This is a genomic window from Bacteroides sp. 51 (assembly GCF_010500965.1).
Classification (GTDB): domain Bacteria; phylum Bacteroidota; class Bacteroidia; order Bacteroidales; family Bacteroidaceae; genus Bacteroides.
The window spans coordinates 85,458-100,290 of sequence record NZ_QVMI01000001.1 but is presented as its reverse complement, the minus strand read 5'-3'; the positions used below and the strand labels follow the sequence as shown (position 1 = coordinate 100,290).

The 14,833-nt window shown below is 43.7% G+C and carries 10 protein-coding genes and 1 pseudogene; 7 read left to right on the top strand and 4 right to left on the bottom strand.

Annotated features, from left to right (window positions below):
• The first annotated feature begins 70 nt into the window (after positions 1-70).
• Complete coding sequence (locus D0T87_RS00315; protein WP_163171699.1) at positions 71-3,010, top strand: discoidin domain-containing protein; 2,940 nt, start codon at positions 71-73, stop codon at positions 3,008-3,010.
• Between the two features lie 125 nt (positions 3,011-3,135).
• Here D0T87_RS00315 and D0T87_RS00310 read toward each other — a convergent pair whose 3' ends face one another.
• A complete protein-coding gene (locus D0T87_RS00310; RefSeq protein ID WP_163171697.1) occupies positions 3,136-3,366 on the bottom strand; it encodes a type II toxin-antitoxin system Phd/YefM family antitoxin in 231 nt (76 codons plus the stop codon).
• A gap of 122 nt (positions 3,367-3,488) precedes the next feature.
• On the opposite strand from D0T87_RS00310, the gene D0T87_RS00305 reads away from it, so the two are divergent.
• On the top strand, positions 3,489-4,109 hold the full coding sequence (locus D0T87_RS00305; RefSeq protein ID WP_163171695.1) for a ribonuclease HII: 621 nt from the start codon (positions 3,489-3,491) through the stop codon (positions 4,107-4,109).
• A gap of 40 nt (positions 4,110-4,149) precedes the next feature.
• Here the strand turns inward: D0T87_RS00305 and D0T87_RS00300 are convergent, their stop codons facing one another.
• Complete coding sequence (locus D0T87_RS00300) at positions 4,150-5,076, bottom strand: magnesium transporter CorA family protein (protein ID WP_163171694.1); 927 nt, start codon at positions 5,074-5,076, stop codon at positions 4,150-4,152.
• A gap of 185 nt (positions 5,077-5,261) precedes the next feature.
• Positions 5,262-6,206 (bottom strand): hypothetical protein, encoded by a 945-nt coding sequence (locus tag D0T87_RS00295; RefSeq protein WP_163171692.1) that lies wholly within the window; start codon positions 6,204-6,206, stop codon positions 5,262-5,264.
• A gap of 208 nt (positions 6,207-6,414) precedes the next feature.
• On the opposite strand from D0T87_RS00295, the gene gpmI reads away from it, so the two are divergent.
• The 5 genes and pseudogenes from gpmI (at position 6,415) to D0T87_RS00275 (ending at position 12,875) form a co-directional block, all read left to right on the top strand.
• A complete protein-coding gene (gene gpmI / locus D0T87_RS00290; protein WP_163171690.1) occupies positions 6,415-7,929 on the top strand; it encodes a 2,3-bisphosphoglycerate-independent phosphoglycerate mutase in 1,515 nt (504 codons plus the stop codon).
• 308 nt (positions 7,930-8,237) lie between these two features.
• Complete coding sequence (locus D0T87_RS00285; protein ID WP_163171688.1) at positions 8,238-9,221, top strand: hypothetical protein; 984 nt, start codon at positions 8,238-8,240, stop codon at positions 9,219-9,221.
• A gap of 177 nt (positions 9,222-9,398) precedes the next feature.
• Positions 9,399-9,878 (top strand): annotated as a pseudogene (locus D0T87_RS24430) (trehalase family glycosidase); the annotation flags it as partial.
• Between the two features lie 102 nt (positions 9,879-9,980).
• Complete coding sequence (locus D0T87_RS00280; RefSeq protein WP_370526803.1) at positions 9,981-12,230, top strand: GH92 family glycosyl hydrolase; 2,250 nt, start codon at positions 9,981-9,983, stop codon at positions 12,228-12,230.
• A 60-nt stretch (positions 12,231-12,290) separates the two neighbouring features.
• Positions 12,291-12,875, top strand: coding sequence for a DUF3109 family protein (locus tag D0T87_RS00275; protein ID WP_163171685.1), 585 nt, complete (start codon positions 12,291-12,293; stop codon positions 12,873-12,875).
• Between the two features lie 270 nt (positions 12,876-13,145).
• Here D0T87_RS00275 and D0T87_RS00270 read toward each other — a convergent pair whose 3' ends face one another.
• A complete protein-coding gene (locus tag D0T87_RS00270) occupies positions 13,146-14,735 on the bottom strand; it encodes a glycoside hydrolase 43 family protein (protein WP_163171683.1) in 1,590 nt (529 codons plus the stop codon).
• Positions 14,736-14,833: the final 98 nt, after the last annotated feature.

Genomic DNA, 14,833 nt, shown 5'->3' with positions numbered 1-14,833 from the left:
AGAAAACCATTTGCGGGCGGTTCGCGAACCGCCCCTACAGTTAATCACTCCCAACTCAAAAACAATAGGTATGAAAAGATTAAAATACATTTGTGCAGGATTATTCCTTGCAGCCTTTATGCAAATAGTACAGGCCGGACCTGTCTATTTACACAGTGACAATCCCAACCTGAAGTGGAAACTAAAACCCCAGTCAGAAGTAGGTACCGATATCACCTCCATGATGCAGAGCAGCTACAACGCTTCGGCATGGGTAGACGCCGTAGTCCCCGGTACCGCCTTTACCTCCTATGTAGCAGCCGGACTGGAGAAAGACCCGAACTTTGGCAACAACATCCATCAGGTAGATCGCGCCAAATACGACCGTAGCTTCTGGTACCGCACAGAACTCACCGTTCCTGCCGATTTTACCAAAGAACTCATCTGGCTAAACTTTAACGGCGTAAACCGCAAGGCCGAAGTATATCTCAATGGCCAACTACTGGGCATACTCGATGGCTTCATGCACCGCGGACGCTTTAATGTAACAGACATCATCAAGCGAAACGGAGAGAACATCCTGGCCGTATTAGTCCACATGCCGCAGACCCCTTTGGCCAATCAGGGAAGCCCAACCTACCTGTCCAGCGGTGGATGGGACTGGATGCCCTACGTACCCGGCTTAAATATGGGAATCACCGACAAAGTCTTTCTCAGCAATACAGGCACACTAACCCTGATCGACCCCTGGATTAGAACAGACCTGCCAAGTCGCGCAAAGAGTGATCTTTCCGTAGCCTTAGAGGTAAAGAACAACTCCGGTAAAAAGCAAAAAGGTATCGTAAAAGGTACTATCACCCCTGGCAACGTTGAATTCTCAAAGGAAATAGAACTCGATCCTAATACCACCACGCAGTTGAAGTTCGACAAAAGATACTATCCTCAACTCACCATTCACGATCCTAAACTTTGGTGGCCCAACGGATACGGAGAGCCCAACCTGTATAACTGTACCTTCGAAGTAACCATAGATGGCCAGGTTTCCCAATCGCAAGACGTAAAGTTCGGCATCAAGAAATACACCTACGATACCGAAGGCAATACCCTGCATATCCACATCAACGGTGTGCCTGTATTCATTAAAGGTGCCAACTGGGGCATGTCGGAATATATGCTGCGGTGCCGTGGAGAAGAATACGATACCCGAATCAAACTCCACCATGAAATGAACTTCAACATGATCCGCAACTGGCTGGGTTCCACCACGGACGACGAATTCTATGAAGCCTGCGATAAATACGGTATCATGGTATGGGATGACTTCTGGATCAACTCCAATCCGAACCTGCCTTACGACCTCAATGTATTCAACAACAATATGATGGAGAAGATCAAACGTATTCGCAACCACCCGGCTATTGCCGTTTGGTGTGGCGATAACGAGTCTAATCCACAACCTCCGTTGGAAGGCTGGATGGCGGAGAACATCAAAACCTTCGATGGCGGCGACCGTTACTTCCAGGCCAACTCACATGCAGGCAACCTGACAGGTAGTGGTCCGTGGGGGGCTTTCGATCCTCGCTACTACTTCACCGAATACCCCGACGGTTTGGAAGGCGATCCCGCTCGTGGCTGGGGATTCCGTACCGAGATCGGTACAGCCGTTTTCCCTAACTTCGAGAGCTTCAAGAAGTTCATGCCCGAAGAGAATTGGTGGCCCCGAGATGAAATGTGGAACCTTCGCTACTTTGGTCCGTCGGCATTCAACGCCGCCCCCGACAGATATGATGCATCTATCACCAAAAACTTCGGAGCGCCATCGGGCATTGAAGATTACTGCCGCAAAGCACAGCTCATAAATATAGAATCAAACAAAGCCATGTACGAAGGCTGGCTCGACCGCATGTGGGAAGATGCTTCGGGCATTCTGACCTGGATGGGACAATCTGCTTACCCTTCTATGGTATGGCAAACCTATGACTACTATTTTGACCTGACAGGGGCGTACTGGGGAGCCAAATCGGCTTGTGAACCGGTGCACGTACTCTGGAATCCGGTGACCGACGCAGTGAAGATCGCCAATACGTCTGCACAAGACATGCAAGACGTGCAAGTAGAGGCAAGCGTATATAATATGGATGGCAAGCTGGTTTCTGCTTACAGCAAAACCGGTATAGCCAACTCGCCATCCAATAGTATTGTACAATGCTTTACCATTGATTTCAATAAAGAACGCAAGAACCTTTCCCTGAACAAGAAAGTAGTTGTATCCTCCACAACCCACGGCGACCCCGGCATGGTGGTGGATGGAAACAAAGATACCCGCTGGGCAAGTCTCTCGTTAGATAATGAGTGGATATACATCGACCTGGGCAATACACAACCCGTTGGAGCCGTTCGCCTGGATTGGGAAGCGTCTTTCGGTAAAGCCTACAAAATACAAGTATCAAATGATGCCGAAACCTGGAAAGAAGTCTACAAAACGAGTGAAGGTAAAGGTGGCGTTGATTTCATCTCTTTCCCCGAAGTTGATGCCCGCTATGTCCGTCTGTTTGGTATTGAAAGAGGCTGGTGGTTCGGTTATTCCCTATGGAGCTTCGATGTATTGGGCGGTACGGAACCAAGCGAAGGCTTGTCTGATGTACATTTCATCCGTCTGAAACTGAAAGACAAAACAGGTAAACTAATCTCCGAAAACAACTATTGGAGAGGCAACGACCGCCTTGACTTCACCGCCTTGAATACACTCGATAAAGCCGATCTGAAGGTTTCTTCCAAACTGGTAAGAAAGAATGGAAAAGCTGAGATCCAAGCTACCGTTACGCATCCTAAATCGGCAAAAAGTGCTGCATTTGCTGTACATGTACAGGCCGTAAGAACGACGGACAATGAACGTATCCTGCCTGCTATTATGAATGAAAACTATTTCACGCTTATGCCGGGCGAAAGCAAGAATGTATTCATCACCTTTGATGAAGCGTTGCTGAATGGAGGTTCTTATAAACTTGTGGTTAAGCCTTATAATAACTAGCTAGGGAAGAGGTCGTTTTATAAGGAGAGCGTATGTCATAAGCGGCATACGCTCTCTTTAAATGTGAGTTATGTTAATCTTCGTATTATAGAAATACAATCGCACTTCCGGAGAAAATAATACTTTCATTTTCTATACTTTGTCCGGAACAACTGTTGGATATCCGCTTCAATGCCAGCCAAAAGCTCATCGGCAGTCATGCCTTTTGCCAGATTGTCATCTGGTTGCAAATATTGTTCTTGAGTAAGCACAAACGTTTCTGCTTTCCCTCGCTGTATAACCACCTTTTGAGTCTTAGCCAAATCAAGGTATTTCTTCAGATTATTGCGTAATTCCGCCGAGCTTATAACTATCATAACTATATTCTTTAAATAAATGGCGTGATGTACCTTATAATATACAAATTTAAAATATCTTTTTAATTCAAGCAAGCTATTGGAGGCTTCTTCTTATCTTTACTCCATAAAATCTTACCATTATGCTATTACCCTATTTACACGAAGACCTTATAGAGGCTGGTTGTGATGAGGCCGGACGTGGTTGCCTGGCTGGTTCTGTATTTGCTGCCGCAGTTATTCTTCCCAAAGACTTCCGGAATGAAATGTTAAATGATTCCAAACAACTATCCGAAAAGCAACGATATCTGTTACGCGAAATCATTCAGAAGGAGGCTCTGGCCTGGGCCGTAGGCATAGTAACCCCGGAAGAGATAGATAAGATTAATATACTGAATGCATCCTTTCTGGCCATGCACCGCGCTGTTGATCAACTGCAAATCCGTCCACAGCATTTATTGATTGATGGAAACCGCTTCAAACCCTATACCGATGTTCCTCACACCACCGTTATAAAAGGCGACGGTAAATACCTGTCTATTGCAGCAGCTTCTATTCTGGCCAAAACCTACAGAGACGACTATATGGAGACTCTCCATCAAGAATATCCTGTCTACGATTGGAACAAAAATAAAGGCTATCCGACTAAGAAGCACCGGCAAGCCATATCAGAAAGTGGCACTTCGCCCTACCATCGCTTGACGTTTAACCTTTTAGGTAGCGGCAGCGAAGCACTGCACCCAGGTTTCCTTGCGGACGATTAAATATAATCCGCATGGAAACCTGGCCGCGCCGTCTCGCCGCTTAGAACCATTTCAACTTCTTAAAGGCAATAAAAGCAAGTGTTGATAACGAAATAGATGCGATAACTATAAGTATAAATGCATGTGGCACCTTATCCAGATATATATCCACATTCATTCCGTAAAAGCTGGCAATCAATGTGGGTACCATCAGGATAATCGAGATACTCGTCATTCGTTTCATGATACTATTCACGTTGTTTGAGATAATCGAAGCAAATGCATCCATTGTTCCCGTTAAGATATCGCTATAGATGCTCACCATGTTCAGAGCCTGATTAATCTCAATAACAACATCCTCCAGCAAATCCACATCCAGATAATCTGTATCCTGGAATATTCCTTTTAGTCTGGAAATCATTACCTGATTGCCACGGATAGAGGTGTTGAAATATACCAGTGTGTTTTGTAGCTTCATTAAACGGTGTAAGTCCTCATTACGAATGCTTCTTTCCAATTCTTTCTCAGCCGACTTGATATCGTTGCTGATTTGCTTCAGATATTTCAAAAACCATACAGCCGAAGAGTAGATCAATCGAAGAATCAAGTCCAGCTTGTTCCTTACAACAATCTTCTTGCGCTGCGAGTAAGTAATAAAATCGGCCAGCATCTCCGTGCGATGGTAGCACACCGAAATAATAATATCATCATTCGTAATGATTCCGATGGGCACGGTGACAAAAGGAATTCCATCTATATCATTGGGTATGGGGACGCGAAGAATCGTGAGTAGCCAGTTGCCCTCTGTCTCCGTTCTCGGGCGTTCGTCCGTATCGGCGATGTCATTCAAGAAAGATTGTGGTACATGAAGTTCCTGAGTCAGGAACTCAAGGTCGCTAAGATTAGGGCATTCTACATTAATCCAGCAGTTAGGCTTCCACTCGGGAATCTGCACGAAGCCTGCGTCACAATAAAGATAAGTTCTCATTATTGCCTCCTTTCGTTTTTAATCCGAACAGAGGCATTGGGTTATGACTCTGTCCGCTTAGTTAATACTGTTGTACGGTCGCGGATAATCGTCCATAATTTTTAGTTAATTTTATAACGCCGGCAAAGGTATGGAAATCTTTTGTAACCAGCGCCTTAAGTTTGTGCTTTTTGAGGAAAATTGACTTATTCGTCGAATAGAACATTAATCTCTTTAATGTTTATCACGGTTTTTTTTCCCTGAGTTGTTTGAGTCTTATGGAAAGTTGAAACATTCCATCCGGAAGGCCAATGAAGGGTTACATAGAAGTTCTCCTCGGAAAACATATAATTCCGTTCCGGGTCGTCAAACATGGTGGTATCCTTAGTAAATTGTGAAAAGTGTGATTTGTAATTCTCAAATAACTGATCACTGTCTAAGACGTTATCATTGAGTATATGAATTAATTCTTTCTCTTCCTGATCATCAATTACCAATATCTGGCATTGAACATCTATAAGCTCATCATTCCAAGCAGATGGAACCTTGTCTTTCAAGTAGTAAGCCGAGTCTTTTTGAAATGTATTGCCATGATAGTAGAACAGTTGAGTAACATGAGGTATCTTCGATAAGAAACCTTCTTCGCTTTCAATCGGTTCCTCTCCTAATATGGTGGGTTCCTTTCCGGGTACCCTTACTACGACAATCTCCTGTTGTGTGTCGGGGTCTTTGAATACTTCATCCTTGTTTGTTTTATCTTCCGGAATCTCCCAGCTAACCACATTCTCTAATGCTCCGAACTCATTGGTATGAAAGATGGCTGTAGTTCCTTTGGGAAGGCTACTCCAGAAAAGTTCGACCTCTTTATTATTGTTACTGATAAGATGCTTATAATCCAGTAAACGATATCGGATATCATATCCCGTAGCTGTAGAATCAATGACTTCGAGTGAGAACCACTCTTTGTAAATCTCCGGACTATATATCGTATCATTTTCTACAATTTTCATTCCATAATCACTATACTCATACGTGGCTTTATCGCCGATATTCCAGTATGCAATGATGTCGATAGAGTTGTCGCTATGTTCTTGGGAAGATAGTTTAAGACAGATAAAAGGAACCAGTAACAGAATAATGAATCTTTTCATGGCATTAGATGATTAAAGTAAGTGAAACAAAAATAATTAAAATAATCTTTTTTCGTACCTTTGCACCCGATTTGTTTGAGTCTTTCAGTTTATTAGTTTTTAAGTCTTTAAGTTCCTGACCGGATGTCTGTTTCCTTAAAAGCTAATACGAGAACAAGGCAAGTGCCTCAAAGACCTATAAACTCAAAAACTTAATAACTTAAATATTATGAGCAAAAAAGCCCTTTTAATGATTCTCGACGGATGGGGAATCGGTAACCACGGAAAAGCAGACGTAATCTTTAATACCCCTACTCCTTATTGGGATTATCTGGTAAAAACATATCCACACTCACAGCTTCAGGCTAGTGGCGAGAACGTAGGTTTGCCCGACGGACAAATGGGTAACTCTGAAGTAGGTCACCTTAATATTGGCGCCGGACGTGTGGTTTATCAGGATTTGGTAAAAATCAATCTGGCCTGTCGTGACAACAGCATCATGCAGAACCCGGAAGTCATTGCGGCTTACTCTTACGCTAAAGAAAAAGGAAAAAACATACACTTCATGGGTCTGACTTCCGACGGTGGAGTGCACAGTTCATTGGATCATCTGTACAAACTATGCGATATCGCTAAGGAATACGGCATTGACAATGCATTCGTACACTGTTTCATGGACGGTCGCGATACCGACCCTAAGAGCGGTAAAGGCTTTATTGAGCAACTTGACGCTTATACCCGGAAGAGTGCAGGTAAAATTGCTTCCATCATTGGTCGTTACTACGCTATGGACCGTGACAAACGCTGGGAACGTGTGAAAGAAGCATATGATCTTCTGGTTAATGGTACAGGAAAGAAAGCAACCGATATGGTTCAGGCCATGCAAGAATCTTATGACGAAGGCGTAACCGATGAGTTCGTTAAGCCTATCATCAATGCAAACTTCGACGGAACCATCAAAGAAGGCGATGTGGTTATCTTCTTCAACTACCGTAACGACCGTGCTAAAGAATTGACAGTGGTATTGACTCAACAAGATATGCCGGAAGCCGGAATGCACACCATTCCTAATCTGCAATACTACTGCATGACTCCTTATGATTCTTCTTTCAAAGGTGTACATATCCTTTTCGATAAAGATAACGTAAACAATACATTGGGCGAATATCTGGCTTCGCAAGGTAAGACTCAGCTTCACATTGCCGAAACGGAGAAATACGCTCACGTAACTTTCTTCTTCAATGGTGGACGTGAAGCTCCCTACGATGGTGAAGACCGTATCCTGGTTCCTTCTCCTAAAGTAGCTACTTATGACCTGAAACCGGAAATGAGTGCTTACGAAGTAAACGAGAAACTGGTTGAGGCTATCAATACTGAAAAGTATGATTATATCGTTGTGAACTACGCAAACGGCGACATGGTAGGTCATACCGGTGTTTACGAAGCCATCGAAAAAGCAGTTGTAGCTGTAGATGCTTGTGTAAAAGATACCATCGAAGCTGCAAAAGCACACGGTTACGAAGCTATTATCATTGCCGACCACGGTAATGCAGATAATGCTGTAAACGAAGACGGTACGCCTAACACGGCACACTCTCTGAATCCGGTTCCTTGCATCTACGTTACGGAGAACAAAGATGCTAAGATTGAAGATGGCCGTTTGGCAGATGTTGCTCCAACAATTCTTAAGATCATGGGTCTTGAAGCACCGAAAGAAATGACAGGAAATGTATTGATTAAATAATAAGAGCGGCAAGGTGCCGCCGCCAGGTTTTAACCACAGATTACACCATGATTCGTTCAGTGTAGTCTGTGGTTTCTTTTTTTGTTGATATTTAGAAGTTGGATGAGTTCAGTCACATCATTGCATATAGCGATAACACTCATTGGGGGTGGAAACAAGGGTTATTCTCAGTGCAAACTTTCTGTCGGATAGTAACTTTTTGTGTTTTATAAATAGTTTTGCCGTAATCGTGTTATTTTTTGCCCCTTTTGTCAGTTCTCTATGTGCTGTTTATACCTATTTTTGAAGCACAATCAATTAATCAACCTATGAAAACAATCTACCTATTCTCTTTATTGCTATTTACGACTTTTACATCTGTCTTTGCTAACAATAAAATGAGTGTTTCAGATGTGCAATCTCTTACGTTTGATGTCTCCGAAGTTCCGTTTAGTCGTTATGGTTCGTACATGTCTCTTATTGCTCAGAATAAAGAGGATGGTTCTCAGGAATTGGGCCTTTATGACCTTACGGGAAATGTGCTGTGGGATGCCTACAAACGTATAATGACAATACAACCTGTTCATGCGGGAGGTGTTCTTCCTGTTAAATATACGGGAGATCCGGTTGAACTGAAAGGTAAAACCAAAGAAGGGAACATTCATATTTATTATGAAACCCCTCGGGTTTTGCATATTTGCTCTCAAGGAACAGATATGCAATTATCTGGAAATATAGGAGGTCATATGCTATCTGTTCCGGGATATCCTGATTCTTATGTACTCTATGACAGAGGAATTGTGTTGACTGCCAGAACTGGCCGGATTAACCTTTCTCCTGATAATGAACCGGGGGTTATTCATCTGGAAAAGAGCGCAGAAGGAGATTTAGATATCGTTGTAGAACAATATTATGGCGATTGGGTACCTAAGTGTTATACTGAAAATCATAGCCAAAGCATTGATAAACTAACAAGAGAATTTATCCAGTGGGAGAATAACCTTCCTTCTGTTGGTGATAAATATTTGCCCGGCAAACGGTTGGCAGCTTACATCAATTGGTCTTGTGTTTATGAACCCAGGGAAAATATAACAAGATTCGGAATGGCCATGTCTAAGGGAGGTATGAGTTATATCTGGAGCTGGGATCACTGTTTTAATGCAATGAGTTTAAGTTATCATCAACCAGAATTGTCATGGGATCAATTGATGATTATGTTTGATCATCAGAACAAGGAAACCGGCGCATTACCCGATCTGATAAGTGCTCAATCCATAAACTGGAGAGCTAAAAAACCTCCGGTACATGGCTAGACGCTGTCGGAACTTTTGAAACAATATCCGCTTAGTAAAGATCAGTTGCAGGAGGCTTATAGCCGGCTAACCTTGTGGACTAATTACTGGTTAGTTTGTAGGGATACAAACGGGAATGGATTGTCTGAATATTACAATGCGCTCGATTCCGGGTGGGATAATGGAACCTCGTTTGAAATGGGCGTACCTGCGGAAAGCCCCGATCTGGCTACTTTTTTAATTCTTCAGATGGAAGTCTTGTCAGATTTGGCTAAACAATTATCTTATACGGATGAAGCTGTGAAATGGCAAACGAAGAGTAAGGAAATGCTGGACAAAATGCTGAAGGCTTTTTGGAATGGAGATAAGTTTGTGACCATCAAGGCAGGCGATGGAAGCAGTAATCCTAAAAGTCAGAGTCTTATGAGTTATTTGCCTATTATTTTAGGTGAGCGGTTGCCACTGGATATCCGTAACAAAATGATTGCTGATTTAAAGCAGGAAGGTTATTTGCTAACTCCTTATGGGGTTGCATCCGAAAGCCCGGGAAGTCCTTATTATCAGGAAGACGGTTACTGGAAAGGACCGATCTGGGCTCCTACTATCGTTATTTTGTGTAAAGGGTTGCGTAGTTGCGGTGAAGAAAGTCTTGCGCGCACAATTGCCGAACGTTTTTGCGATAATTGCCTGAGATCCGGATTCTCGGAGAACTATAATGCTTTAACAGGTAAGCCTTTACGGGATTTGACTTATACATGGACCTCGAGTGCTTTTCTTGTAATTGCACATGAATTTTTGAATTCTCCTTCTGCTGTTGCCCACGACAAGGAACTTGCAGATTACGTTAATCCTTTTATCGGTGCCAGTACAAATACAGCACATTCTTATCACGGTCTTGGAAAAACATTTCCCGGAGCAACGACTCCTTTCGGAATGGTGCAGGTGAGTCCTAACACCATAACAGGGGGTGACAATGGTTCGGGGTATAGTGATGAACACACCTCCATCGAAGGTTTTGCCTTTACCCAAATGAGTGGGGTAGGATGGTATGGCGATCTGGGAAACTTCCTTGTAACTCCTGCCAACGGACCGCTTAAAGTGGTTGCAGGCAAGCCAGATGATACACAGGCAGGGTACAGGTCTTCTTATTCCAAAGCGAGCGAAGTGGCTAAAGCCGGTTATTATTCGGTACTACTGACCGATTATGATATTAAGGTGGAAGCAACCGCTGCTCCACATAGCGGCATGCTTCGGTTTACATTTCCGCAGCATAAACAGTCGCGTATTCAGGTCGATCTGGCAAGAAGGGTAGGCGGAACGTCTGTTTATCAATCGGTAAAGAAAGTCGGAAAAAATGCGATTACGGGTTATATGTTGTGTACTCCCCAAGGGGGAGGCTGGGGAAATGGCGATGGTCATCCGGATTATACGGTTTATTTTTATGCGGAATTCAGTAAGCCGTTAAAAGATATGGGCTTTTGGAAAGCCGATATACCCGATGAATGGTCGCGCCGTTTGGGTGATGTTACTTCCGATGTTTATCAGCAGCGTGTTGCCCAAGCCGAAATAATCAGTGGTGTTTCTGCACTGGAGGGAAAACACGTCGGGTTCTTTACCGAGTTCGAAACCGTTGAAGGTGAGCAGGTTACGTTGAAGGTTGGCATCTCTTTTGTCGATGAACAAGGCGCTAAGAATAATCTTAAAAAAGAGATTGCGGGTAAGTCTTTTGATGAAGTCTATGCCGGGGCTTATAAGCGTTGGAATGAGGCATTGGGTAAAATAGAAGTAAAGGGAGGAACGGAAGACGAGAAGACTATTTTCTATACGGCCCTCTACCATACGATGATTGATCCGAGACTTTCTTCGGACGCAGACGGGCGGTATACAGGCGGCGACAAGAAGATTCATAAAGAAGCACGTTTCTCGAAGAGAACAATCTTTAGCGGATGGGATGTCTTTCGTAGTCAATTCCCACTGCAAACAATTATCAATCCTGGTTTGGTGAATGATATGATTTGCTCATTCATATCACTGGCCGAAGAAAATAAAACGTATTATTACGACAGATGGGAGTTCCTGAACGCTTACTCGGGTTGTATGGTTGGCAATCCGGCCATATCTGTTATCACCGATGCTTATGTTAAAGGGATCAGAGGATTTGATCTGGATAAAGCCTATCAATATGCTTACAATACATCTGCAAAATTCGGAAACGGCAAGCTGGGTTATTCTACCGACTCTTATAGCATCTCGAATACCTTGGAGTATGCCTATACTGACTGGTGTATGTCTGTATTGGCGGGTTATCTGGATAAAGGAGAAGATGTCCGGTATTTTAGCGGGCGGGCAGAGGCTTACAAAGAAGTTTTCGATAAGGAAAAGGGGTGGTTCCGTCCTAAAGATAAGGATGGGAATTGGTTGGAATGGCCTGTCGGTGGAAGGACTACGGAGTGGTATGGGTGTATCGAGTCTAATCCTTATCAACAGGGATGGTTTGTGCCGCATGATATAGAAGGAATGATTGCGCTGATGGGAGGAAGAGATAAAACGTTAAGCGATTTGATTGCTTTCTTTGAGCATACGCCCGATGACTTGTTGTGGAATCAATACTATAATCATGCCAACGAACCGGTGCATCATGTTCCATTCCTATTCAATCGTTTACAGGCTCCGCATCTTACCCAGAAATGGACCCGTCATATTTGTAAGAACGCTTATAGGAACAGTGTGGAAGGTTTGGTGGGCAATGAAGATGCCGGTCAGATGTCTGCCTGGTATGTTCTGGCAGCGGTTGGCCTGCATCCCATTTGTCCGGGGAAACCGGAGTATGAGATTACCAGTCCGGTTTTTGATGAAGTTACCATCCGGTTGGATTCGGGAAAAACGTTTGTGGTAAAAGCAAAGAATAACTCTCCGGAGAATCTATATATACAGTCAATGGAGCTTAATGGGGAGAAATACGAGCGTTTTCATATTACCCATGAGGATGTTATAAATGGAGGGACGCTGGTATTGACGATGGGTAATTAAGGCGTTAACTGTTGACTATCGACTCTTTTTTGTACCTTTGCCACCGACTAATTTAAGAAGATGGTACAGATTGATGATGTAGTAGTGGCTCTGGATGTATTTACTGAAAAGTTCATTTGCAACCTGGATGCCTGTAAAGGAGAATGTTGCATTGAAGGTGATGCAGGTGCTCCTGTGGAGAGAGACGAAGTTGAGCAGTTGGAAAAAGTACTTCCCGTGGTTTGGGATGATCTTTCGCCCGACGCCCAGGCTGTAATTAAAAAGCAGGGCGTGTGTTATGAGGACCGGGATGGCGATCTGGTTACCTCTATTGTAAATGGCAAAGATTGTGTTTTTACTTGCTATGACGAAAAAGGATATTGCTTCTGTGCCATCGAGAAAGCCTATCGTGCCGGTAAGGTCGATTTCTATAAACCGGTTTCCTGTCATTTGTACCCCATTCGCGTAGGCGATTACGGCCCGTATAAAGCGGTTAATTACCACAGGTGGAGCGTATGTCATGCTGCCACTATATTGGGGAAGAAAGAAGGAGTACCTGTCTATAAATTCCTGAAAGAACCGCTTATCCGTAAGTTTGGACAGGTTTGGTATGATGAGCTCGAATCTGTAGCAGCAGAATTGAAGGAACAGAATATGATTTCTTAAGGAATGCATCCTTGATGTCCTGTTATTTCCTTGAATAACTCTTTTGATAGATAACAATTTTTCCGGCTGGTTAATCCAGCCGCTTTTTTTGATGCAACGAAAATAAATCTTTGATGCATCCATTTTAAATTTTTGATGCATCAAAAATATTTTTTCGATGCATCAAAAATTGATCCGCGTCAGAACTCCTTGAAATGAGGTTTTCGAAAATCTTTTTTTGTTTTTTATTGTGTCATATTTTTCTTTTCCAATAAAGGTCGTAAGTTGAAATTATTTATCTTTTCCGTGGGCATCGGTCTTATAAGTGAACCAGTCAAAAGATACCTTTCCATTATCCTGAGCTGTGTTATACGTATATACCCCGGTGCGTATACCCTTCCAGCTTCCTGTTCTTAGGGCAAACGCCTCTCCACAAGCGGTAAATGCCTTATTATCTGTACTATAATAAAACTGGTGCGTATTGTTGATGGCATCAAAAGAAACCCTCAAATAAACTACTTTTCCTTTTGCAGGCTGTATAATTTCTACTTCTCCATCCTTCTCAACATAAATATGGTTCTTGCCGTTTTTGTGAATCACCCCTGCGCCACAAGGAATATTGCCCATGGCAAGGATACCTGCGCGCCCACCTTCGGCTAATTTGCTAAAATCCAGTAGGGTAGTGGCTTCACTCTGATAACCCGTACATTTCTGAGTTATCATGTTGCGCGCTTCATACAGTTTCTCCGACCGGATGGCATCCAACGTCAGCCAACCTTTTCTTTCCGTGAGGCTCCAACGTTCGTTCACCGGATTATGATTGAATTGCCATTGCAATCCCAGCTTGCTGGTCGAGAAATCATCGTTGGTTTGGGGCAAATGTGGGGTTATGTTCTTGCCGATAGAAGGCTTTGTCCATGTGCGCACAGGCTCTCCTATACCATTCATATCTATATCTACCCCGATGACAGGCCAACCATCTTTCCAATGAGCTGGTTGCAGATGCACAACGCGGCCTAACGGTTCCGTTCCCTGGAAATGGTAGAACCACCATTCACCCTCCGGTGTATCTACAAGTGCACCCTGATGCGGACCGTTGATGTCTGTTCTGCCTTGTTCCAGAACCACTTTCTTCTCGTACGGACCATATATGTTGCGCGAACGGAGAATGGTTTGCCAACCTGTACTGACTCCACCTTCGGGAATACTAATATAATAATATCCGTTCCATTTGTGGAGTTTAACACCTTCCGCCACGGGACCGGTGTAGACAATTCTACCGTCATCCAACAGTTCCCGCCCGTCGGGACTCATGCGGTGGATGATGATCGGGCCTCCTCCCCATTGACTCCTTCCGAGGTAGGCGTTGCCGTCGTCATCCCAAAGTGGGCAGGGGTCTTCCCATTGTCCCACGGCGTTAACTACATGCAGAGGCGACCACGGGCCGGAGGCTTTTTCTGCCTGGCTCATGTATAGTTCGTGAGGCGTGCAAACGAACATCCAGAATTTTCCGTCGTGGTAGCGTAAGCTGGGTGCCCACGCCCCTGCGCCGTATCGTTTATTCTCGTTCCATTCCGGATGGTCGAAATGATCGTATATCTGTGAGATCAATGTCCAGTTTACCATATCATCCGATTCGAGCACTTGCATACCGATGAAGTGAAAATCCGAAGCGATCATGTAGTATTTCTCTCCTACACGAATCACATCAGGGTCGGAGTAGTCGGCATTCAGAATAGGGTTGATATAAGTGCCGTTTCCCTGATCGCCCCAACTCATCGGCTTTTGTTGTGCATTTGCAGATAAAGCCAGGGTTGCGAAGCACAAAATAAAAGCCGTTTTATAATGCTTCAGGAAAGTAAATCTCTGTTTCTTTTTCATGTGATTAAATTAAAAGGATTACCGGATTCATTTTTACTCATGCAAAAATAAACTTAAGTCCGGTCATCATTTAATACTTATGCTTCATAAAATGATAT

Excerpts from the sequence above, each read along its gene's own strand:
- D0T87_RS00315 (WP_163171699.1), top strand. The coding sequence starts at position 71 with ATGAAAAGATTAAAATACATTTGTGCAGGATTATTCCTTGCAGCCTTT.
- D0T87_RS00285 (WP_163171688.1), top strand. The coding sequence starts at position 8,238 with ATGAAAACAATCTACCTATTCTCTTTATTGCTATTTACGACTTTTACA.
- D0T87_RS00300 (WP_163171694.1), bottom strand. The coding sequence starts at position 5,076 with ATGAGAACTTATCTTTATTGTGACGCAGGCTTCGTGCAGATTCCCGAG.
- D0T87_RS00270 (WP_163171683.1), bottom strand. The coding sequence starts at position 14,735 with ATGAAAAAGAAACAGAGATTTACTTTCCTGAAGCATTATAAAACGGCT.
- D0T87_RS00295 (WP_163171692.1), bottom strand. The coding sequence starts at position 6,206 with ATGAAAAGATTCATTATTCTGTTACTGGTTCCTTTTATCTGTCTTAAA.
- gpmI (WP_163171690.1), top strand. The coding sequence starts at position 6,415 with ATGAGCAAAAAAGCCCTTTTAATGATTCTCGACGGATGGGGAATCGGT.
- D0T87_RS00305 (WP_163171695.1), top strand. The coding sequence starts at position 3,489 with ATGCTATTACCCTATTTACACGAAGACCTTATAGAGGCTGGTTGTGAT.
- D0T87_RS00275 (WP_163171685.1), top strand. The coding sequence starts at position 12,291 with ATGGTACAGATTGATGATGTAGTAGTGGCTCTGGATGTATTTACTGAA.
- D0T87_RS00310 (WP_163171697.1), bottom strand. The coding sequence starts at position 3,366 with ATGATAGTTATAAGCTCGGCGGAATTACGCAATAATCTGAAGAAATAC.